The organism is Streptomyces sp. NPDC043812 (genome assembly GCF_056436245.1).
The window spans coordinates 1-20,637 of the sequence record NZ_JBWKCY010000034.1; the positions used below are offsets into that span (position 1 = coordinate 1).

A 20,637-nucleotide genomic window follows, 5' to 3' on the forward strand; every position below is an offset into this window, starting at 1 on the left:
ACATCGCCTTCCGTGTCCAGACCTTGGAGGCCAAACCTGAGCCCCACCAGGGGCCGGACGTCGGCATCGACGTGGGCGTCACCGTGCCCATCGCCTTCAGCCTGGCCCCCGGCCGGCATTCGATCATTCCGCTGACGTCGGTCGACATACCGAGATCCTGCCTGCGCATGCCGGGAGCCGGCATCTGTATTTCCCTCTCCACGCGCTATTTCCCTCTCCACGCGCTCGCGGCCCGGCCGAGGCCCCGCCTCCGCTGGATCGGTAGACGTCATGGCGTGCCGGAGGTCGACCCCGGGCACCTTCTGTGCGAACCCGGCCAACTAGGCCCGTCTTCAACGCCGCTTATGGAGCCGGTCTCTGATTCCGCGAAGTCGATGGGCCGCCTTACCTGCTCTCTCGTGCCTTCTCGTAAGCGGCCAGTTCCTCCGCATTGCCGATGAATGCCGGGCCGCAGTGTGGTGGCAGGCGATTGATGACCATCCCTACCGCGGCCTGTGCGCTGTCCGTCTCGGCTATCTGCGGGCTGCTCCGGCTCGGTCCTTCGACGTAGTACCGGCCGTCTCTCAATGTGCCGATGTAGGGGAGGTCCCAGGTGTGGTGGTTCTCCGTGCACCTGCTGAAGTGCAGTTCCCACATACCGGTCCAGGGGTAGAGCTGACGAAGCAACGGCTCGGCATGCGCCACCCGAACCAGCTCGGCAAACGGTTCCAGAAGCGGTGATCCTTCCGGCCGGCGAGGTTCACCGACAGTGGTCAGGATCTTGTGCCAGGCTGCTTCGACAGTGTTGGTCATGCCGTGATTGTGCAGGTCCTGCGGCCCCGTCATCAAAGATCATCTGCTGGCGGATCATGGTCAGATGTGCAGATTTGAACTCACCGACCAGGAGGGGATTTACTCGCTCCACTCATACCCCGGGCCGCGACTGGCCGGCGGAGGGTGGAGTCACGCCGCCGGATCCAGGCCGAGCGGGACACCTACCGCGCGGACTACCAGACCTGGATCGGCACGCTAGCGGCGGACGGAAAGCTGGTCGGCGGCGACGCCCTGGAAACCGAGCACAACAGCCCGGCGACCGTGCGCAAGACGACCGACGGGGCGTCATCAGTGACCGACGGGCCCGCGCACACCGGCGAGGAGACCCTCGGCGGCGGGTTCGTACTTGAGGTGGCCGACCGTGCGGAGGCCGTCGAACTGGCCAAGGCCCTGCCTTCTCCGGAGACGATCGAGATCCGCCCGCTCCTCGAATCCGCCTGAGCCCAACCACCGTCGTACCGGAGCGGTTCGAACGGGAGCGCCGCGCCTCGGAGCTGCCGTCGGCACCGTTGACCCCGTACCGCACGCCCGCTTCCGAAGTTCAGGAAAGCCGGTCGATCGCTCTGACGCGATCCAGTGGGCCCCGCTCGGGGACGATGCCTACAGCGTGCCGGGAAGCCGGACCGTGACGAGGAGACCGCCGGCGGGGCAGGGGACGAGGTCGAGGGTCCCGTCGTGGGCGCGGACGATGCTGTGCACGATGGCCAGGCCGAGGCCTACGCCGGCGTGCTCGTCGGTGCGTACGCGTTCCGTTCCGCGCTGGAAAGGTTCGGTCAGGGTCGGTACCAGTTCTGGTGGAACCCGACGGCCCGTGTTCTCGACCCGCAGCACGCTCGTGTCGCCGTGCGGCTCGGTGTTGACCGTCACGGTGCCGCCGGCGGGGAGGTTGTGGACGATGGCGTTCTGGACGAGGTTCGTCACCATCCGCAGCAGGAGCTCCGCGGAACCGCTGGTCCGGGCCGCCCCGCCGGTGACGTCGAGCGTGATCCGGCGCTGCTCGGCGAGGGGAAGCAGCGTTTCGGCGGCTTCTTCGGCGATGAGGGAGAGGTCGACGCTCTCGCGGGTGAAGTTTCCGCGGTCGCCGCGGCTGAGCAACAGGAGAGCCTCGGTGAGGTCGATCGCCCGCGTATTGACAGTGTGCAGGCGTTCGATGAGTTCGCCCCGGACCCGCGTGGGGTCCTTGCGGGCGACGTCGAGGAGCGTCCGCGAGATCGCCAGCGGGGTGCGCAGTTCGTGGGAGGCGTTCGCGGCGAACCGCTGCTGCTCGGCGACGTGGGACTCGAGTTGTTCGAGCATCGAGTCGAACGCGTCGGAGAGTTCACGGAATTCGTCCTGGCGGCCCTTCATGTGGATCCGGTGGGACAGCGACCCGCTCCCGGCCATCCGTGCCGCATCCGTGATCTGCGTGAGTGGTGCGAGCATCCGGCCGGCGAGGATCCATCCCCCCAGGAGGCCGGACACGAGCAGGAATGCCAACACTGCAGCTGCCCTCGGAGCAAACACGTGCAGGAGGTTGGACCGGATGGGAAAGACACCATTGGTGGGGGTGCCAGTGGATCCGGGGACGATGAGCGCACGCTCGGGGACGTAACGCAGGAGGAAGACCCACACCGCCGCGAGCAGCAGGGCGCTGGCAACCATGAGGAATCCGGCGTAGCTGAGGGTGAGCTTGAAGCGAACACTCAATCCAGGCGCCCTATCCATGGTCTCCTCCCGCACGTCCGGTGCCGGGTGCTGTGTCGATGCGGTATCCGACACCGGGCACAGTGGCGATGATCCAAGGTTCGCCGAGCCGTTTGCGCAGTGCGGAGACGGTGATGCGCACGGCGTTGGTGAGAGGGTCGGCGTTCTCGTCCCAGGCCCGTTCGAGCAGCCCTTCGGCGCTGACGACCCCGCCCTCGGCGGCGACGAGGACTTCCAGCACGGCGAACTGTTTGCGGGTGAGCGCGACGTAGCGTCCGTCGCGGAAGACCTCCCGGCGGAAGGGGTCGAGCCGCAGGCCCGCGATCTCGCGGACCGGGGGCCGGGCATACGCGCGTCTGCGGTCGAGCGCCCTCAGCCGCAGGACGAGCTCCCGCAGCTCGAACGGTTTGGTGAGGTAGTCGTCGGCGCCGAGCTCGAATCCGGAAGCCTTGTCGTCGATCCGGTCGGCAGCGGTGAGCATGAGGATCGGGATGCCGCTGCCGGAGGCGACGATGCGCCGGGCGACCTCGTCGCCGGAGGGGCCGGGGATGTCGCGGTCGAGGACCGCGAGGTCGTAGGAGTTGACGCTGAGCAGCTCCAGGGCGGAGTCACCGTCGCCGGCGATGTCGGCGGCGATCGCCTCCAGCCGCAGGCCGTCACGGACGGCTTCGGCCAGGTAGGGCTCGTCCTCCACGATCAGTACGCGCATGTCTGAAGCCTAAGCAGCACAACATATCGCCGACGTATGCAACGACCGACGTATGCAAGGACGTGTGCACACCGGACACGCGACTCAGCCTGCCGGTGCCGGCGCGGGGCGAAGTTGGTCAGACGGCGCTTCCGCCGCAGTGCGCCACCAGCGGCGCGACGCCAGCGCGGCCAGCACGGGGCCGGCGGCGTTGACCAGTACGTCGTCCACGGAGGACACCCGGTCCAGCCGCAGGACGTACTGTGCGGTTTCGACCAGGACCGAGCAGCCCGCCCCGAGCGCCAGGATCCGCAGCACGGACGCCAGCGCCGCGAACCGCATCGGGGCGAAGAACCCCAGGGCCGCGAAGACCAGCAGGTTGCCGACGATCCCGAGCGGCCCCATCGTGACCAGGTCCCGCAGCGGTACCAGGCTCACCCGGGCGGGGACGGTGCCGGCCCCGGCGCCCGGCATCATGGTCATCCATAGGAAAGGCACCGTCCCGTGGACCATGCCCACCTCGGCCAGCGACATCCGCCACGCCGATGTGACGCCGGCGGCACGCCGACTGCGTGCCAGAGCCCAGACCACCAGCGCGGCCAACGGCAGCGCGACCAACGTCATGAGCACGACACCGTTGAACGTTCCGAAGCAGCCGTGCCACCGCCCGGCCATGCACATCGGAGCGGCCATCATGAGCGGCCCACGCACGACGAACACGGCGCTTGCCGTGCCGAGGATCGCCAGGCTCAGGAGGACGATCCTGCGCGCGCGGCGGGGTGGTGCCGACAGGAATGCGTTGTGGTTCATGCCCCCATCGGAGACGGAGGGCCGTTGCGGCGGCGTATGCGATTTTCGATACGCCCGCGATACACGGATCCCCGGCTTCAAGGAACTGGCGCAAGCCGGCAGCGAGATGGTCCCGCCGCTGGTGATCGTGCCACCCCGGCAACCGGGTCTATTCGCAGTGCACCGGGCGGACTTCAGCCCGGTGGTGAAGCGATTCTGTGAAGTGCTCCGACCCGCGTTGCGCGCTGAGGCTGTTGACCAGTTTGGACAGGGCCACCTTCGGCGGGAAGTTCACGAGCGGGTGGACGTGGTTGTTCTCGCCGTTGAATTCCACCAGCTCGCATTCGAAGCCCTCGCAGACGGCCTCTGCCCTGGCGACCCGCCCACGGGCACCGGCCGAGTAGCGTCCGTTCCATGATCGCCCTCGATACCCTCGTCCGTCTCTGCCCGCCGCCCGCCGATCCGCCACCCGCTGTGGACTGGGCGCAGGCCGAGCGCGCCCTGGGTGCGGTTCTGCCCGCTGACTACAAGCAGCTCGTCGAGACATATGGCGATGGCATCTTCGACGACACGATCTGGCTACTCGTCCCCGACTCCGCCTACAGCGACTGCGACCTGCACGCGCAGACGACGGAACGGGAGGAGATCCTGGTCGACCTGTGGGAATTCGAGGCGAAGCCTGCCGGCCTGCTGGAGGCGGGGGCTCGGGTCCTGCCGTGGGCATTCGAGGAGGGCACGGGGGCCTTCCTGTACTGGCTGGTGAGGCCAGGCCAGCAGCCCGATGAGTGGACCGTGCTCTACAACGAGGGGCGCGGCCCACTGTGGGAGCACCACGACATGGGGTGCTCGGCCTTCTTGCTGGCGGTGCTCACAGGAACGGCGGAGACGGAGTACTTCGGCTACCTCTACGACGTGCTGAAGCCGACGGAGCACCGCTTCGCGACGGCCGACCGGACCCTCGGAACGTCCCACCGCTGACGCCGTCCGAGTGCCGTATCCGGCCAGTCCGACCAGGTACGGCGCTCAGACACATTACTGAGCAACGCATTTGGCCCGTCCGGCCAAGTCGGTGCTCAGGACCTGGCACTCCCTCGCTCAGCGTGTGGAGAGATGTCGATGGCCTGCGCAGTGCGTTCGAGCTGCACGATCGCCAGGGCGTCCTCGAAGGTGATGCCGGAGAAGTCCTCGTGACTATTCCGCCCGACTGGGTGAAACCGGTTCCGTCGCGGCGATGAGCCTGCGGGCAGCCGAAGGTCTATCTCTTGAGGGAGACAACCTACTCATCGGGAGTAAGCCATGGGCCTCATCCACATCGAGCTGTTCGCGACCCTCGACCTCGTCGGGCAGGCACCCGGCGGCCCCGACGAGGACCCGGTGGGCTTCCCGTTCGGCGGCTGGCAGGCGCCCCTGCTGGACGAGGCCGCCGGGGCGCAGATCGCTGCCGCGTACGAGGGCACGGACGCCCTCCTGCTCGGCCGGCGGACGTACGACATCTTCGCCGCGTACTGGCCTCACCAGGAGGGTGGCGAGGACAACGAGATCGCCACACTCTTCAACAGCGTCCCGAAGTACGTGGCCTCTCGCGGCAGGCCCGACCTCTCGTGGGCCGGGTCCACGCAGCTCGGCCCGGACCTCGCCCACTCGGTGCGCGAGATCCGTGACCGGCACGAGCACGTGAAGGTCGTCGGGAGCCTGAACCTCGTGCAGAGCCTCCTGCGCGAGAAGCTCTTCGACCGTCTCGACCTCTGGCTGCATCCGATCGTGCTCGGTGTCGGGAAGAGGGTGTTCGACGATGGCGCGGTGCCTAGCAACGTCACGCTTCTCGCACCCCCGGCAGCGAGCCCGAAGGGCACCGTGTACCTGCGCTACGGGCTCGCCGACGGCACTCCCGCGACGGGGGACATGAGCGCACCCGATCGCGGTGTCGGAAGCGACGCCGACTGAGGCCACCCCGCGCTTGGTGGGTCCGTGCCGCTGCGGAACGGGCACCGGGATGCCGGCCACCCCAGATGCCCACCCTGCCCCGGGGCGGAGAGGCCGCCGTGCTTCGCTGTGATGCGTCGCCCTGGAGTACGTGTGCAGGGCCATCAGCAGGGTCGCGCAGGCGTCGCGTTGGTGGTGCCGGCGCCTGGCGTCGACTGGGCCGCGCCAGACCCACGACCCTGGACACGCCCGGCGGCGAAGGCGGCCGCAGCCGCGGTGATGGCTACGGGCGCGGATATGAGGGCGGCGACCACAGCAGGACGCCGAACGGGTCGTGGAGGAAGGCGCCCTTGACCCCGACGCCCGCGCGGCCTCTCCGGCGGCCAGCGCGCGCGTGTCGCGCTCGTCCTCGCGCTCGGCAAGCGCGCCGAAGTGATGCTGCTGGACGAGCCGATGGCCGACCTCGACCCCCTCGCCCGCCACCGGCTGATGGGCACGCTGCTGGCCGAGGCAGGCGAACACGGCACCACCATTGTCCCGGAAAACGCGGACGTCGACATGCCCGTCGGCGACCACATGGCGCTCGCGCTCTCCGGCCGGGCCCTGCCCGCCGAGGACCGCCGGGTGCGTGCAGGCCGGTCCGTACCTGCACGCCTCCGCTCGAGCGGGACGAGGTCCTGCGTGCCGCGGCGGCCGCTCCGGGCTACCGCACGCCGACCGAGCCCGGCCGGCTGATCACACACGGCTGGAGTTGACCGTCTGCAGGGGCCCAGCAGGCCTTGCCCCGGCGGACCCTGTACATTCTCCTCGCCTCCGACTGCCCGACAGGCGGATCCAGGCTCCCAGGGATGCGCCCCATGGACCGGGCGCGGTTCGGGGAGGGCCGCGGAGGCTGCGGGCAGGACTGGCGCGAGAGTGGAGGTGCGGGGAAGTGGTCGCGCAACGTGGTGGTGGGGCGGGGGACGGGGACCATCGTGCTGACTTGCAACTGGGGCTCGGCAACTGGCTGGCAGGGCTCAAGGCCGGCGCGTACGCGGTGGATGCCGACGGCGCCGTCGTCGCGGTGAACAGCGAGGCCGAGGCGTTGCTGGCTCGCAACGCCGAGGACCTGCTGGGCCGGGATGCGCATGATTTCCTCCACCGGGACGGCAATGGGATGACCATTCCCAGGAGCCAGTGCGCGATGATGGAAGCCTTCATCGCCCGACGCACCCGGCAGGAGGATCTGGGCTACTTCGAGCGCGGTGACGGGACGTTGCTGGCGATGTCCTGGCTGGCGACCCCCTTGCGCATCAGTGCCGACGAAGTGGGCGCCCTGGTGGTCTTCCACGAGCGCGACTCCGCCGAGCCGTCGCTGCAGGGCCCGGCCCTCAGCATGGAGCCGCTGTCGGAGCTGGAACGTCTGGCTCTGCTGGCCGAGACCACCACCCAGCTCACCTCCACCCTGGATGTCGACGAGGCGCTGGACCGTCTGGTTCGGCTGGTCGTTCCTCTGCTGGCGGACTGGGCGGTCGTCGACCTGATCAGCGACAACGACGAGGTCTGGCGCACCGTGGTCGCGCACGAGGAGGGCGGCCGCCTGGTGCGCCGCAAGGACTTGGAGGGAGCCATGCCGCCGGTTCCCCAGGCATCTCCCCAACCGCTGTCCCGGGCGCTGCGGGGAGCGGGGTCCACCTTGGCGACGCCCGAGACGTACCACGGCCCGCCCGACTCCGGCATTGCCGTCGAACAGCGCAGACTGTTCGACGGCACGCACATGCACTCTGCGGTCATCGCGCCCATCCGCGGCCTCCGAGAGGTCCTCGGGGCACTGACCCTCGGCAGATCCGACCGCGCAGAAACCTTCACCGGCGCCGACATCCCGCTGCTGGAGGACATCGCCCGCCGCGCCGGCCTGGCACTCGACAACGCACGTCTCTACCAGCGCCAGCGCAAGGTCGCCGAGACCATGCAGCGTCACCTGCTGCCCCAGATGCCCCGTGTACCGGGCCTCGAGATGGCCGCCCGCTACCTGCCGGCGCCCCACGCGTCCCAGGTCGGCGGTGACTGGTACGACGCCTTCTACCTTCCTGACCATGCCCTCGCCCTGGTCATCGGCGACGTCGTCGGGCACGACCTGGACGCGGCGGCCGACATGGCCCAGCTTCGCAACATCCTGCGGGCCTATGCCTGGTCGCACCAGGAACCGCCCAGCGTCGTGGTCAGCCATGTCGACGAAGCCGTTCCCCGCATCTCCGAGGTCGAGATGGCCACCATGATCCTCGGCCGTCTGGAGACGGACGCCATGGGGCAGTGGACGCTGCGCTGGACGAATGCCGGCCACCCGCCGCCTCTGCTGGTCACGTACGACGGTCAGAGCCGCTACCTCACGGACGGGCACGGCCTCCTTCTCGGCACCCAGGTCAGCAATCCCCGCGAGGATGCAACGGTCGTCCTGCCGCCGCTGTCCACTCTCGTTCTCTACACCGACGGCCTGATCGAATCGCCCGGCCGTTCTCTCGACGACGGCCTGGAGAGGCTGCGCCGGAATGCCGCCTCTCTGGCTCACCGGCCCCTGGAGGACTTCACCGATCTCCTCATGGAAAGAGCGCGTCCCGAAGACAACGACGACGACGTCGCCCTCCTGGTCGTGCGCGTTCCTTCAGAGGACGGGCCGCCCACCTGACCCGCGCCAGTGGGGGATACCTCGCAGGCCCGGCTGTCTGTCAGCATCCGTTTCCCACGGCCCGAATCGCTCTGGCAGGTCCCGCCACTGCACACTCGTCGCACCCGACACGACACCCCGTTGATCACCCACCGGTGATCACTCCATCGGCCCCCACGCGCACCACCACGAGGTAAGACCGACTCCAGCCGATCCCACTCCGCATTCGTCAGATCCCCGTGACCCATACAGCCAGGCCGACCCCAACACCCCACCCACGTCAGAAAATCAAAGAAACAATGCCTAGCAGCGGCTCCGTGCGTTCCCCCGGCGCGTCGGTCACCGGCGCACCTGGCGTGCTCGGCGTGGGGCTGCCCGTGGGGGATGCGCTGACACTTCCGGTAGGACTCGGGGAAGGGGTGATGGTCGCCGGGGGCGACTGGCTGGGGCGAGCACTGGAGGGGCTGGGAGTTGGAGTGGCCTTCGCGGGCGGTGGAGCGGGGTCGGCGGTGGGGGCCTTTGAAGCCGGCGGCTCCGACGGAGTGGGCGCCGCACCAGGACGGCGAGTCACCCCCTTGTTCCGGTCCCGGGCGGTGCCTCTGGCCGGGCGTGTGGTCGGACGTTCCGGGGAACGTGAGGCTTTCGACGGCTCGGTCACCTGCCCCTGGGGCTCGTCGGGGGACGTCTGCTCCGGGCTCGGCGCCGCCTGAGGGGCACCGGCGGAGTGGTCGGGCAGCAACGATGTGGTGGCCAGACCACCCAGTATCGCGAAGGTGGCCGCGGCAAGAGTCCGGCCGCCGTACTTCTTCCAGCGAGGCGGACGGTGGCGCTGAACCTGGGGCACGGCGGCTGCCCGCGGCTGCGGTACGGCTACGGTGGCGGCCCGTGGCTCGGGCACGGCTACGGTCGCTGCCCGCGCCTGGGCCGCGGGTACGGTCACCGGGGGAGGCGGTGTTGCGGGTACGGCGGCCGGGGGAGTGGCGTGCCTGGGAACGCCGGGGGGCTCGACCGGGCCCGGTCCTTCGTCGAAGAGGACCTCCATCGCCGCCGTGCCGACGGCAGGAACCTCAGCGGTCCGATCGCTCGGCGGCTGCATGCCGGAGTCGTACGCCCCGCATTCCGGGCACGTCACGGTGCCGTTGAGAGTGCGGCGGCAGGGGACGCAGTAGTCCATGGGGTCGACCGTTCAGTGCGTAAGTCGCGGGCAGGAACCGTGGTGCGCCGACCGGGCCCGGCAGCAGCCCGCGGCCGCGCGGCACCGGGCGTCGTGCAGAAGGATCCTTGGCATGTGCGAACCTCGCTCACTCACCGGTCTGGGGATGGGTCACCGGTTATGGAGGTCAACGGGGCCCAGCGAGTCACTGTTCATCAGGCGGCGGAAACGTGGGATACGTAACTCCTGCGGCGGTCCTACCTGTTCACGCGAGTGCCCCCGCCCGGCACCCGGAGCGAACCAACGGCCTTCCGTGCCTGCTGTGTTCAGCTGGGCGGCCGGAGCACGGGCCGCGAACCCACCGGCCGCTGCGGCTGTTCGCGGGTGCGGCGCCGCCCGCTCTACGGGGGATTCGCGGTCTCGGGCCGGGCACGTTCGTAAGCGGACTGGTCCAGGATCTCCCAGGCCGCTCCGCCGATGGCCAGGACGTCGCGGGTCGGCAACGGCACGTCGCCGACCCGCGGGTTCTCCCGGAGTCGGAGGGAGCCGACCGCTCCCGCGGCATCACACCGAAGATCGCCCGCAGGGCACAGCCCACGGCTCCGGCCTGGGCAAGACCCGCTGAGTCGTCGAGCGCACCTTCGCCTGGCTCCACCAGTTCAAACGGCTCCGCATCCGCTACGAGATACGAGCCGACCTACACCTCCGCCTGCTCCAACTCGCTTGCAGCATCATCAGCTTGAGACGACTCCGAACCTCATTCTGAACGGTCAGTAAGACTTGGTAGCCAGACACACCCGCAGCCCGACCAGGAGCGCCCCGGAGACCTGTTTCATCCGGCGTCGAACGGACTGCCGCTGAAGCACTCCTTTGACACGTCCGGCCAGCCAGACCAACGGTAGGTGCCAGATCAAGTCGACCACGGCCACGCGCTCCCAACCACACCAGCACCGCGGCGCCGACCAGCCGGATGACGTCGTAGGCGACCTGCGAGGCCAGCAGCAGGGCGGACAGGCCAAAGGCCGCGGGCGAGGCCCCGTAGCAGCACCCCGCACTTGTTACCCAGGACAAGGCGCACGGCTGCTGTGGGATGGGACACGAGAGGGGACGGGCCTTGCGGCTGGGGACGCCCGCGCGGGTCCACCGCTGCCGGCGAACCACTTGGCGATGTCCGGTGGCAACTCGGTGATGGTCCGCATTCGGGCTTCCAGTCATGGCCGGCCGGGGCGGTCCTCCGGCGAGTACGTCCCCGCGGAAGCAGCCGGGGAACGCGGGGGCTGGGAGCCGTGATCAGCAGTTACTGGGGTGGTCGATTCCATGCATCTGCAATGCCTGTCATTGCAGCGATCGATCAGTTACGGGCCAAGATCGGTCAACGGAGGCCCTCGTTCCAGCGAGGTCACATGACGATCCCGAACTGGCTATTCTCCCCTTCCGTGTTGCGCTGCACTTACAGCGAGTCACCGTGCGCTGTGCTGCGCGCGGACGGAGCCTGGCTGCAGGGAGGGGTGACCACCGATGCGATCTCGAACCGGCCTGTCGGGGGCGCCCATCAGAACATTTGTGCTCGGCCGAGCGAAGTCCCGACCGCTTTTGTCGGTGCACCGCATCACTCCCAGTCCATTCATTCCAGATTGTTTAGGGACCCCTCGATGGTTCGTGCAGGTTCAACCTCTAGAGCCCGGCCACGTGCAGTGGCTCTAGCGTGGTTTATCCCCCCTGGTGTTCTGGCGGGGGCCGGCGGCATAGCGCTGATCTTCGCTCCCGCGCAGATACGCCCGCCGGTTGCCTGGTGCGGCCTCGTCGCGGTCGTCCTGACGGCCATCACCTCGGCCGGGACGGCGCGCCGGGCGCGCTCGGCAGAGGAGGCCCGCTACGCGCGGGCGAGTGCCGACGTACAGCAGTACTACGCCCAGCGCGAAGAGGCGCTGTTCGGGCGCTTGTCCGATCAGCGGGCCACCACCGTGTGGCTCGCCGAGGAGCTCCTCCCCGCGGCTGTCGCCCGCATGCAAAAGGGTGACCCCGCATCGGAGATCCTGCAGTCCCTCACGTTCGGGGAGCATCTCGACAGCGAGTTCGCCGAAGCGCTCCGGGCCGCTGTACGGAAGCTCCTGGAAGCCGTGGAGGCCGAGGAGCACACGCGGGACTCCTCTCAGCGGGCACTGGTGGCGATCGCGCGCCGGGTCCAGGCGATCGTGCATCAACTCGCCAAGGATCTCCGCGACATGCAGATCCTTCACGGCACGGATGTCGTGGTCTCCCACGGCCTGCAGGAGATCGACCATCGCAACGCCCTGATCGGGCGACTCGCGGCCAGTATCGCGGTACTGGGTGACGCCCGGCCCGGGCGTCAATGGTCGAAGGCGATCCCGCTCTACGACGTCGTGCGGGGGGCCATGTCCCGCATCGTGGACTATCCGCGCGTGAAGCTGCAGTCGGTGACAGAGGTGGCCGTGATCGGCCAGGGGGCCGAGCCGCTGATCCACCTGCTCGCCGAGCTGCTCGACAACGCCACGACCTTTTCGCCGCCGCACACCCCGGTCGAGGTGACCGCGAGCGAGGTGCCTTCCGGTATCGCGATCGAGATCGAGGACCGTGGCGTCGGGCTCACCGAAGAGGTCCGCCAGCGCATCGACCGCGTCATGGCTCACGCGTCGTCCGGCATCGATCTGGCCGACCTGGGCGAGGCGACGCAGCTCGGCCTGCCCGTGGTCAGCAGGCTGGCCCGCGAGAACGGCCTCGACGTCGACCTGCGCACTTCCGCGTACGGGGGAGTACGGGCCGTCGTGCTCGTGCCGCGGCGCCTGATCACCACAGTTCAGCAGCCTGTCCCGAAAGTCCAACAGTTCGCGCCGAAGCACACGGGCGCACCGATCGTGCCGAGGCCGACGATGACGCGCGATGCCGCAGCAGATTCCGTCGAGGTCGCACAGACCGTCAACGGGCTGCCGCAGCGGCGACGCGAATCGCCCGTCCCTACACCGGTCGTCCGCACGGCCCCCCATCCCCCCGCTGCTCCGGCCGCCCCCTCCGGAACGGCGGGCGCAGCCCGGCAGCCGGGCCTGATGTGGGAGGCGTTCAGTGGCGAAAAGAGACCGAGCACCGACCCTTCCGTCCCCACCAGCGAGCCATCAGATGAGGGTGAGTAACCGTGCCGCCACTGCCCAACATGGACTGGATGCTCAAGGAGCTCGCAGCCAGTGTCCCGTACGTGCGACATGTGGTCGTGCTGTCATCGGACGGTCTGTGCATCGGTCAAGCGAACACGGAGACCGACACCGCTGACGCGATCGCCGCTGCCTGTTCGGGCATGCAGAGTCTGGCGAAGGCCATCGCACAGAAATTCCCGCACGGAGACGGCTCGACGCGCATGGTCGGGATCGAAGTCGACGGCGGATACTTCTCCCTGATGGCGGCCGGACCCGGGGCCTATCTCGCAGTGCTGGCAGATGAGGAAGTGGACGCGGGGCTGCTGGGGGACCGCATGCGTACGCTGGTGGTCCGGATCGGCCGGCACATGACCAGTCCGCCTCGTGATGACGTCCGGCAGGCGATGTGACGTCAGAGAACCAGGACGCATGGGATGAAGGCAATCCCGTGCCGCTGTATGTCATCTCCGGTGGCCCGGGTTCCTCGGCCAAGGGCTTCAACCTGGTCACCCTCATCGCATCGAGGTCCGTACCCGAACCCGCCATGCAACCCGAGCAGGCAGCGATCCTCGGCATGTGCCAGTACCCGCTGTCGGTGGCCGAATTGTCCGCGTATCTCAGTCTGCCGTTCAGCGTCATCACGGTGCTCCTCTCCAAGCTCGTCGATGACGGGCGGGTTGAGGCCACTGCTCCTGTTCCTGTCGCTGTGGTCCCCGAACTTGGCCTTCTGGAGGCGGTGATCCATGGACTACGTAAGCTCTGACGCACCCGCCGCCGGCCCCCGCCGCACGGACGTGCTGCTGCCGCACGGCGCCAGGGGAGTCAAGGTCGTGATTGTCGGCGGTTTCGGGGTCGGCAAGACGACCATGGTCGGGGCGGTGAGCGAGATCCCGCCCCTGACCACCGAAGAAACCATGACTCAGGCCGGCGTCGGGATCGACCACAATCCCGGTGCGGAAGGCAAGAACACCACGACCGTTGCCCTGGACTTCGGCCGCATCAGCATCAACGAGGAGCTGATCCTCTACCTCTTCGGGACGCCGGGTCAGGAACGCTTCTGGTTCCTGTGGAACGGCATTTTCGAAGGCGCGCTCGGCGCCGTGGTCCTCGTCGACACCCGAAGGATCGAAGTCTGTTTCGAGATCATCACCCGCCTGGAAGACCGCCGCGTCCCCTTCGTCGTGGCCGTCAACGACTTCCCCGAAGCCCCGCAACACCCGATACCCGCCCTGCGCACCGCTCTGGCCCTCAACGAATCCGTGCCGATCATCACTTGTGACGCACGCAACCGGTCGTCCAGCCGCGACGCCCTGCTCTCGCTGATGGGCTACCTCTGCACCCTCGCCGCCGCCCAGGAGTCCATGTGACCGTCCCACCCGCTGACCGCACCACAACTGAACCGGGGCTCACCCCGCCCCCGGGCTGCCCGGCCCACACCGCCACGGGAGCCGACACAGTGACCCGGCTCTATGGCGCTGCCGCGGCAACCGACCCCATGGGCCTGTACGAGAAGTTGCGTGCGGCCCACGGTCCGGTGGCGCCCGTGCTGCTCGACGGGGACGTACGTGCCTGGCTCGTCCTCGGGTACCACGAGAACCGTGATGTGGCCGGCCGCTCCACCCAGTTCTCCCGTGATTCCCGCATCTGGCACGGCTGGAAGAGCGGTGAGATCGACCCCACCGTCTCGCCGCTGATGCCGATGATCGGATGGCGCCCCGACTGCGTCTCTGCGGACGGCGAGGAGCACCAGCGCCTGCGCGGCGCGGTCACCGCCGGCCTCAACCAGTTCGACCAGCGCGGGATCCGCCGCCACATCACCCGCTTTGCGCACCAGCTGGTGGATGAATTCTGTGAAAGAGGCCAGGCGGAGCTGGTCGGTCAGTTCACCGAGCACCTGCCCATGCTCGTTCTCACCCACCTCCTCGGAATGCCGGACGAGTACGGTCCCAAGCTCGTGCACGCCGCCCGGGACCTCTTCAAGGGCACCGAGACGTCGCTCGCAAGCAACGCCTATGTGCTGGAGACCCTCGAGCAACTCGTCATCGCCAAACGCGCTCTGCCCGGACAGGACATCGCATCCGTACTGATGGCCCATCCCGCCAACCTCACGGACGAGGAGGTGCAGCATCACCTGCGCCTCATCCTGCTCGCAGGCTTCGAGACGACCGCCAATCTCATGTCCAACGTCCTGCGGATGGTGGTCACCGACCCGCGGTTCCGAGGATCGTTGGCCGGCGGCCAGATGACCCTGCCGGAAGCAGTGGAGCAAGTGCTCTGGGACGAGCCGCCACTGATGGTGTGCCCAGGCCGCTGGGCCACCGGTGACACCTCCCTGGGAGGCCAGGAGATCAAGTCGGGAGACATGCTCCTGCTGGGCCTGGCCGCCGGGAACGTCGATCAGGCGGTCCGCCCGAATCCGTCGGCCCGCGTGCACCACAACCGCGCGCACCTGTCCTTCAGCGCCGGCGCCCATGAGTGCCCCGGCCAGGACATCGGCCGTGTCATCGCCGACACCGGCATCGACATCCTGCTCACCCGGCTTCCCGACATCAGCCTGGCCGTCGCCGAAGAAGAGCTCACCTGGCGCTCCTCCACCTGGATCCGGCATCTGACGGCACTGCCCGTGAAGTTCGCTTCCCGTGCTCCGGAAAACCGTGATCTGCCGGCACCGCTGCCGGCCCCGCCCCCACCCAGCAGCAGCATGGCGACGGTACCCCAACGGCACCTGCCCGACAGTGAGTTGGAGAGCCGACCCGAAAGCCGCGCCTCGTGGCGGGCGTGGCTGAGGCGTCTCCTGCTGAGGCGGTAGGCCCCGCAGCGTCGCATCGGAGCAGAGCACCACAGCCGGAGGGACTGCCGGCCAGCGTGGGTCGGCAGCCCCTCGGAGCTGGGGCCGCTGCACGGTGACGTCCCGCCCGCCCCCGACGGATATGCCGGCGGTCTGTGGGCTGCGAAGTCCGGGGACTCGCCGCCCACACTCACTGCGCATCGCCCGGCCCCTGGTGCGGGACCTGCGCCACCCACGGGAGAAGCCGGCCCCGCCGAACGCCTCACCCCGGCCCGGGTCCGGCGAGGGTTCAGAATCCTCCGCCCGACGGGCACATACCCAGCCGGGAGCCGGTCTTTCCAGCGGCTCAGCCACCATCAGGCCGGTACGAGACCGCGGCGGAGTCCGACGCCCGGTAGGTGTCAAAGACGCGCAGGGCTTGGTCGATCAACCAGATTGTTGGCGAGTGGGCGGTGGGCGCAGGAGAAAGTCAGCTCCCTCGATGAGCATGGCGCCTGCCGGCGCAGGATGTGAGGCCTGGGCACTGACCTGCTTCAGGCGTGCAGTAGTTCCGTCACCAGGGTGTGAGCTGTAACTGACGGTGCTACCGACGCTCGCATAGGTTCGTGTGACGCTGTCGGCGACGGCCTGGGTGAGGAGCTGCCGCATGCCGTAGCGGGACATGTGCATGTGGCTGCTGGGGTAGCCCGCGATGTACTGCAGGCAAACCGCCTTCATCAGAGGCGGCACGGTCGCGTCGCGGGCTGTGTCGTACTGCAGCGAGAGCGCCTTGAGATACACCTGGTCCACGAGATGGGCGTCGGAGCTGGTGAGCCCGGCGATCAGGAATATGTTGGCGCACTCTCGCTCGTAGGTATGGCGCTGGAAGCCGTAGAGGTCGTGGAAGAGGATGGACGCCTCCACCACCTTCTCGATGTAGGACCGGTCCCAGGAGCTGCTGGGAATGCCATTGGCACACAGCAGGGCATGCAGGGTGGCGCGGACGAAGGAGTCATCGGTACGGAACCGGATGTAGGCGGAGTACGTGGCTGGGTCGGTGAGGACGGCGCGGTCCAGCTGTCCGGCGAAATCTACCTTGGTGTGGGTAGTGGCGAGTTCCTTATCCAGGCCCTGGGCAAGCAGTCGTTCTGCTTCATGGTCACCTCCGGCCAGACGACCGATCGTTTCGCCGATGGTCTCCCCGAAGACCACGCAGTCGAGCACGCTTGCCTTGCCCTGATCTTCCAGGAGCCAGGGTCGGTCGTGAGACGCTCCGTAGACGATGTAACGGACACAGTCGGTCTCGTCAGCACCAGCGAGCCAGTGCATCGTCCATTCCAGGGTCACTTTGGTGAACAGCGTCCAGTCTTCACGATGGTGCTCGGGAGCGGAATAGCTCTGCATCAGCTCCGCCGTTCTCTGCATGATCTGCGGAACTTCCTCTGGTGCTTTGCCGTCTGTCACGTTCGTCTCCGTGATCTGGAAGCAGCATCAGCTGCTCCGTCCGGTGCCGTCACATCCTGCCCGCCCAGGCCGCTCACCGGCGCTTTCACACCCGCATCACCCCTGGCTGTGCCACGCCGGCCCGGTCACCGCAGTCGTTCCGTGCTGCACGGGGTGTCGTGGCCATGGCGTCGTCATAGGCGGCGAGGACCTGGTTTGTGAAGCGCCGACGCCGAGGTGATCGGCCATGGAGGCGACCGATTCCTTGGCTGTCCGGCGGCGGAGCGCGAGGCGCGCATGTCACCGCAGACGGCCGAACGGCCGAACGGCTGACCGCGGTGTCCGGGGCAGGCGGCGGCACCGATACCGCCCAACGCCGGGCACTTCCTCGCCGGGGCGAACCTGGTAACGCGCGGCGAGATCGTCAACCGTCTCCACGACAACGTCGTTGTACATTGCGGATCCTCTCCGAGCCACCACGGTCTACTGACACCGACTTTGCGCTCCCGCTGACACAACCCTGCGCATCACGCTGACATCAACCTTGCGCCCGACAGCGGACTGGCTCAGCACCCAAGTTGGGGCGCTCGGCGTGGCGCAGTCGGGCCACCGGATCGGGGGCATGCGCGCGTTGACAGGAGGCGATGTCGTTCGCCGGTCCCATGCAGTCCATGAAGGCGTCGAGCAGGCAGTGCCCCTTGATCGGGGACGGGAAGGGAATCGCGAACGTCAGCTCCTGGGGCATTGTTTCTCCCTCCCGGACGACCCATGGGTCGGCGATCCACTACTGCCACGGAGACGGACGCCGAACCGCTCCCGTCCTTTCGCGCTCCAAACCTGCCCACCCTGGCCGATCCACAACCCGGCGCAGCCGTCATCGGCCCGTGATCAGAGCAGTTTTGTACACAAAGAAACGATCCTTCTGAGTCGGTTTGGCGCAAATTTGATCCCAAAGCTGGCCATGGTCGTGTGCAACAAACGGCTCTGTCGCACATCTGGTGGTGACGGATCGTCGAAGTCGGTCCGGATCGGTCGCAACTGTTGGGACAGGCTGTCTGACCTCGATGTTTGAGGGTTGCGCCACAGGAGGGGGCTTGCTGGGCCTGCAAGGCGATCTCGGCCCGAGACTGCCGTGCAGGAAGATTGCCGTCGAGGGTTGTTCGCCCTACTGACTGAGGCACTGGCGGCCGGTGACGTGAACGCGCTGCTCGACTTCCTGCACACCTCGTCGGCGGGGCAGCTCGCCCACCCGCGCACCGAGCACTTCGCGCCGTTGTTCGTGACGATGGGGGCGGCAGATGCGGTGGGGGAGCTGGGTAGTCAGCGGCCGGTGATTCGACGGGTTCCGGATGGGCCGGCCAAGCGGTCGATCCAGTTCGGCCGAGGCGGTGTCCGCGGCTGGGGTGGGGACCACGGCGGCCGTGGAACTGCTCAACTCCCGTAGAAGACCGGCTCGTTGAGCTCGATCGACCGCAGCCCTGCGATCAGCGCTGTCTGGTCGCCCACGTCCAGGGCAGTGTCCGCGAACTTGATGGTGTGGTCGTCGCCGTGCGCCGTGGCCCGCTCGAAGATGTCCTCGGCGGTCGGGGTGCTGCTGGGGGCATATGTCGCCCGAGCGGCCGGCGCATACGCGGCCGTGACCGCCGCACTCGCCGCCCAGGCCGCCGCCAGCGAGGCGGGCCACAGCTCGCGGGGAAGCGCGGGCAAGGTGCGCAGGACCGCGTTGGGTGCCGTCGCCGCATGCACCAGCATGACCGGCTCGCCGTACCCGTGCGTGGCATAACGGTGCACGGCCGCGGTGACCAGCCCGGACAGGGCGGCGCGGGCCGCCTCGGGGTCGGGGGTCGAGGCGGCGGACCAGTCGGGGAAGGCGGCCAGCTGGGCGAACCGGGCCCGGATGCCGCCGTCCTGCTCGGGGACCAGTGGCACGGCGTCGAGCGAGGCCGCCGCGCTGTCCGTCCGTCCGGTCAGAGTGACCTCGGGCAGCAGCTGATGGCGGGCCGCCCAGTAGCCGAGCCCGTGCGCCAGTTCGGTGATCCGCGGCGCACCGGCATCACCGCCCAGCAGGGTACGTACCGCATGACCCACCCGGATCACCGGATGCGTGGCGCCCGCCGCGATCCCCGGCAGCAGCCGGGGCCACCACTCGGCGAGGACCTCCCGCCACGGCCGCTCCGCGGTCTCCCGCTCGAAGTACGCCGTCCAGTCGGCGATCCGCTGCGGATCGCCCAGCGCCGCACGCCAATTGGTCGCAGTGATACGGGTATTGAGGCTCGGCATGTCCTCGAGCTTGTCCCGGTAGTAGTCCAGCCACCGGTGCACGCTCCTGGCCTGACCGTGCCGGACCAGGGCCTCGACGGCCATCGGCCCGTGATTGCTCAGCCAGCCGTCGCGCTCGGGTCCCGAGGTGTGCAGTCGCTGCAGTGCTTCGTCGAGAGTGCCGGAGGTGTCGAGCGTGCCTGTGGTGTGGTCCATGCCCGCACGGTAGGGCGGGGCCGGGGGCGTTCGTAACGGTCGCGGGTCCTAGGTCGCGGGACCCAGATGCTTCTCGTACCAGGCCACATCCCAGTACGGCCAAAGTTCCGGCCCCCTTGTCGGGACGTCCCCACGTACGCGAAGCCGAACCGCTCGTGCAGCCGCAACGAGGCCCCGTGCGGCAGGGCGATGCCCGCATAGGCGCGGCGCACGTCCTCCCCGGCCAGGGCCGGCTGTGGCGGCCCTGGTGCCGGCCTGCTTGGGCGGCGGTGCAGGAAGCGCCCGACCACATGCCCGTGCGCGCGGATCAGCCTCGACAGCATCGGCGGTTCGCCCCGTCACAAGCATCTCGGCAGCAGCAACTCGACCACCGGATGTTCCTCACGGACCACAGCCCGAACGGCGACTTCGTCATCAGCAGCGGCGTAGCAGCCGAAGAGAGCTCCCATACAACCGATCACGACCCAGCAAATGGCCGCACCCAACCATGGTTCACCACGCAGCGTCACCGATCACGAAATGTGTGCCAGAACCTGAGTTTTGGCGGCACCCCGGCATGCTGGGGTCGTTGCCTTACCCGCCAATCCCGAACGGCAGCCCGTTACGATCATTGCTCAGTGAACGTCGTATGACGTTGACCAGCTTCACCTGCGCTTGGGCGGGTGCCTGCCTGGCCTGTTCGAACTCCTCCGGACTTAGCGGGTCACGCAGCGGCGTGCGTTCGCCTCGCTCTACCTGTTCCAGGAAGGAGTTGATGGCACGGCCGAAATTCTCGATTTCCGTCGCAACTTCGGTGGGAGCGACCAGGCTTACGCGTATCAAGGCCGCGCTCCACTCGCCCCAGTCGTAATCCCAGCCGCGCTGGTCACCGTGCGCTCGCCTGAGTTCCATCGTGAACTTGGCGTAGTGACTGAACAGCTCCTGGTAGGCGGCAAGCTGCTGATCCCGTGTCCACTGACGATCTTGAGCACGGCGCGTGACGATACCGCCGACCAGCACACCCGCTGTGGCGGAGAGCGCACCAGCGGCCGTTGTCACCAGCGTGTCCAGCATCAAACCCCCTGAGGCCCCGCCGTCCCAACCTTCGGTGAGACGAACATACTGATCATC

Annotated in this window: 18 protein-coding genes and 6 pseudogenes; 12 read left to right on the forward strand and 12 right to left on the reverse strand. The window is 68.3% G+C overall.

All coding sequences use genetic code 11. The features are described from left to right. Positions 1-384 precede the first annotated feature (384 nt). Complete coding sequence (locus AC067Z_RS33905) at positions 385-792, reverse strand: DUF6193 family natural product biosynthesis protein (protein WP_478793486.1); 408 nt, start codon at positions 790-792, stop codon at positions 385-387. A gap of 144 nt (positions 793-936) precedes the next feature. Between AC067Z_RS33905 and AC067Z_RS33910 the strand changes: the two genes are divergently transcribed. Beyond that, positions 937-1,254: a YciI family protein gene (locus tag AC067Z_RS33910; protein WP_478793487.1), complete on the forward strand. Its 318-nt coding sequence runs from the start codon at positions 937-939 to the stop codon at positions 1,252-1,254. A 159-nt stretch (positions 1,255-1,413) separates the two neighbouring features. Here the strand turns inward: AC067Z_RS33910 and AC067Z_RS33915 are convergent, their stop codons facing one another. The 4 genes and pseudogenes from AC067Z_RS33915 to AC067Z_RS33930 all read right to left on the reverse strand — a co-directional run. Next, complete coding sequence (locus tag AC067Z_RS33915) at positions 1,414-2,517, reverse strand: sensor histidine kinase (RefSeq protein ID WP_478793488.1); 1,104 nt, start codon at positions 2,515-2,517, stop codon at positions 1,414-1,416. Next, positions 2,510-3,205 (reverse strand): response regulator transcription factor, encoded by a 696-nt coding sequence (locus AC067Z_RS33920; protein ID WP_478793489.1) that lies wholly within the window; start codon positions 3,203-3,205, stop codon positions 2,510-2,512. The genes AC067Z_RS33915 and AC067Z_RS33920 overlap by 8 nt, the downstream gene beginning before the upstream one ends. Before the next feature lie 84 nt (positions 3,206-3,289). Next, positions 3,290-3,994, reverse strand: coding sequence for a VanZ family protein (locus tag AC067Z_RS33925; RefSeq protein WP_478793490.1), 705 nt, complete (start codon positions 3,992-3,994; stop codon positions 3,290-3,292). Between the two features lie 148 nt (positions 3,995-4,142). Then, positions 4,143-4,334 (reverse strand): annotated as a pseudogene (locus tag AC067Z_RS33930) (transposase); the annotation flags it as partial. A gap of 53 nt (positions 4,335-4,387) precedes the next feature. On the opposite strand from AC067Z_RS33930, the gene AC067Z_RS33935 reads away from it, so the two are divergent. The 4 genes and pseudogenes from AC067Z_RS33935 (at position 4,388) to AC067Z_RS33950 (ending at position 8,561) form a co-directional block, all read left to right on the forward strand. Next, complete coding sequence (locus AC067Z_RS33935) at positions 4,388-4,951, forward strand: SMI1/KNR4 family protein (protein WP_478793491.1); 564 nt, start codon at positions 4,388-4,390, stop codon at positions 4,949-4,951. 318 nt (positions 4,952-5,269) lie between these two features. After that, the gene (locus AC067Z_RS33940) at positions 5,270-5,917 is read left to right on the forward strand and encodes a dihydrofolate reductase family protein (RefSeq protein ID WP_478793492.1); all 648 of its coding nucleotides are present in this window, start codon (positions 5,270-5,272) and stop codon (positions 5,915-5,917) included. 325 nt (positions 5,918-6,242) lie between these two features. Continuing rightward, positions 6,243-6,434: pseudogene (locus AC067Z_RS33945) on the forward strand (ATP-binding cassette domain-containing protein); the annotation flags it as partial. Positions 6,435-6,878: 444 nt separating this feature from the next. Then, positions 6,879-8,561, forward strand: coding sequence for a SpoIIE family protein phosphatase (locus AC067Z_RS33950; protein ID WP_478793493.1), 1,683 nt, complete (start codon positions 6,879-6,881; stop codon positions 8,559-8,561). 36 nt (positions 8,562-8,597) lie between these two features. Here the strand turns inward: AC067Z_RS33950 and AC067Z_RS33955 are convergent. Both AC067Z_RS33955 and AC067Z_RS33960 read right to left on the reverse strand, forming a co-directional pair. Continuing rightward, positions 8,598-8,788 (reverse strand): annotated as a pseudogene (locus AC067Z_RS33955) (transposase); the annotation flags it as partial. Between the two features lie 32 nt (positions 8,789-8,820). After that, positions 8,821-9,714, reverse strand: coding sequence for an SCO2400 family protein (locus AC067Z_RS33960; protein WP_478793494.1), 894 nt, complete (start codon positions 9,712-9,714; stop codon positions 8,821-8,823). Positions 9,715-10,244: 530 nt separating this feature from the next. On the opposite strand from AC067Z_RS33960, the pseudogene AC067Z_RS33965 reads away from it, so the two are divergent. The 6 genes and pseudogenes from AC067Z_RS33965 to AC067Z_RS33990 form a co-directional block, all read left to right on the forward strand. Continuing rightward, a pseudogene (locus AC067Z_RS33965) lies at positions 10,245-10,459 on the forward strand (transposase); the annotation flags it as partial. Between the two features lie 886 nt (positions 10,460-11,345). After that, positions 11,346-12,842, forward strand: a complete 1,497-nt coding sequence (locus tag AC067Z_RS33970) for an ATP-binding protein (protein WP_478793495.1) — start codon at positions 11,346-11,348, stop codon at positions 12,840-12,842. 20 nt (positions 12,843-12,862) lie between these two features. Beyond that, a complete protein-coding gene (locus tag AC067Z_RS33975; protein WP_478793496.1) occupies positions 12,863-13,252 on the forward strand; it encodes a roadblock/LC7 domain-containing protein in 390 nt (129 codons plus the stop codon). Next, positions 13,249-13,605: a DUF742 domain-containing protein gene (locus tag AC067Z_RS33980; RefSeq protein WP_478793497.1), complete on the forward strand. Its 357-nt coding sequence runs from the start codon at positions 13,249-13,251 to the stop codon at positions 13,603-13,605. The genes AC067Z_RS33975 and AC067Z_RS33980 overlap by 4 nt, the downstream gene beginning before the upstream one ends. Further along, positions 13,586-14,209, forward strand: coding sequence for a GTP-binding protein (locus AC067Z_RS33985; protein WP_478793498.1), 624 nt, complete (start codon positions 13,586-13,588; stop codon positions 14,207-14,209). The genes AC067Z_RS33980 and AC067Z_RS33985 overlap by 20 nt, the downstream gene beginning before the upstream one ends. Beyond that, positions 14,206-15,651: a cytochrome P450 gene (locus AC067Z_RS33990; RefSeq protein WP_478793499.1), complete on the forward strand. Its 1,446-nt coding sequence runs from the start codon at positions 14,206-14,208 to the stop codon at positions 15,649-15,651. Before AC067Z_RS33985 ends, AC067Z_RS33990 begins: the two co-directional genes overlap by 4 nt. 405 nt (positions 15,652-16,056) lie before the next feature. Here AC067Z_RS33990 and AC067Z_RS33995 read toward each other — a convergent pair whose 3' ends face one another. Then, on the reverse strand, positions 16,057-17,073 hold the full coding sequence (locus tag AC067Z_RS33995) for a hypothetical protein (protein ID WP_478793500.1): 1,017 nt from the start codon (positions 17,071-17,073) through the stop codon (positions 16,057-16,059). A gap of 517 nt (positions 17,074-17,590) precedes the next feature. Beyond that, complete coding sequence (locus AC067Z_RS34000) at positions 17,591-17,797, reverse strand: hypothetical protein (protein WP_478793501.1); 207 nt, start codon at positions 17,795-17,797, stop codon at positions 17,591-17,593. Positions 17,798-18,229: 432 nt separating this feature from the next. On the opposite strand from AC067Z_RS34000, the pseudogene AC067Z_RS34005 reads away from it, so the two are divergent. Further along, positions 18,230-18,433: pseudogene (locus tag AC067Z_RS34005) on the forward strand (dioxygenase); the annotation flags it as partial. A gap of 50 nt (positions 18,434-18,483) precedes the next feature. Here AC067Z_RS34005 and AC067Z_RS34010 read toward each other — a convergent pair. The 3 genes and pseudogenes from AC067Z_RS34010 to AC067Z_RS34020 all read right to left on the reverse strand — a co-directional run bounded on the left by AC067Z_RS34010 (position 18,484) and on the right by AC067Z_RS34020 (position 20,580). Beyond that, entirely contained in the window at positions 18,484-19,527 is a 1,044-nt protein-coding gene (locus AC067Z_RS34010) for a questin oxidase family protein (RefSeq protein WP_478793502.1), read from the reverse strand. Positions 19,528-19,575: 48 nt separating this feature from the next. After that, positions 19,576-19,757, reverse strand: a pseudogene (locus tag AC067Z_RS34015) (N-acetyltransferase family protein); the annotation flags it as partial. A 343-nt stretch (positions 19,758-20,100) separates the two neighbouring features. Next, complete coding sequence (locus tag AC067Z_RS34020; RefSeq protein ID WP_478793503.1) at positions 20,101-20,580, reverse strand: hypothetical protein; 480 nt, start codon at positions 20,578-20,580, stop codon at positions 20,101-20,103. Between the last annotated feature and the right edge of the window lie 57 nt (positions 20,581-20,637).

What these genes read in the sequence shown, in the direction of transcription:
- AC067Z_RS33905 (WP_478793486.1), bottom strand. Translation starts at nt 792, where the DNA reads ATGACCAACACTGTCGAAGCAGCCTGGCACAAGATCCTGACCACTGTC.
- AC067Z_RS33920 (WP_478793489.1), bottom strand. Translation starts at nt 3,205, where the DNA reads ATGCGCGTACTGATCGTGGAGGACGAGCCCTACCTGGCCGAAGCCGTC.
- AC067Z_RS34000 (WP_478793501.1), bottom strand. Translation starts at nt 17,797, where the DNA reads ATGCCCCAGGAGCTGACGTTCGCGATTCCCTTCCCGTCCCCGATCAAG.
- AC067Z_RS33915 (WP_478793488.1), bottom strand. Translation starts at nt 2,517, where the DNA reads ATGGATAGGGCGCCTGGATTGAGTGTTCGCTTCAAGCTCACCCTCAGC.
- AC067Z_RS33940 (WP_478793492.1), top strand. Translation starts at nt 5,270, where the DNA reads ATGGGCCTCATCCACATCGAGCTGTTCGCGACCCTCGACCTCGTCGGG.
- AC067Z_RS33960 (WP_478793494.1), bottom strand. Translation starts at nt 9,714, where the DNA reads ATGGACTACTGCGTCCCCTGCCGCCGCACTCTCAACGGCACCGTGACG.
- AC067Z_RS33925 (WP_478793490.1), bottom strand. Translation starts at nt 3,994, where the DNA reads ATGAACCACAACGCATTCCTGTCGGCACCACCCCGCCGCGCGCGCAGG.
- AC067Z_RS33970 (WP_478793495.1), top strand. Translation starts at nt 11,346, where the DNA reads ATGGTTCGTGCAGGTTCAACCTCTAGAGCCCGGCCACGTGCAGTGGCT.
- AC067Z_RS33975 (WP_478793496.1), top strand. Translation starts at nt 12,863, where the DNA reads ATGGACTGGATGCTCAAGGAGCTCGCAGCCAGTGTCCCGTACGTGCGA.
- AC067Z_RS34010 (WP_478793502.1), bottom strand. Translation starts at nt 19,527, where the DNA reads ATGGACCACACCACAGGCACGCTCGACACCTCCGGCACTCTCGACGAA.
- AC067Z_RS33985 (WP_478793498.1), top strand. Translation starts at nt 13,586, where the DNA reads ATGGACTACGTAAGCTCTGACGCACCCGCCGCCGGCCCCCGCCGCACG.
- AC067Z_RS33935 (WP_478793491.1), top strand. Translation starts at nt 4,388, where the DNA reads ATGATCGCCCTCGATACCCTCGTCCGTCTCTGCCCGCCGCCCGCCGAT.
- AC067Z_RS34020 (WP_478793503.1), bottom strand. Translation starts at nt 20,580, where the DNA reads ATGCTGGACACGCTGGTGACAACGGCCGCTGGTGCGCTCTCCGCCACA.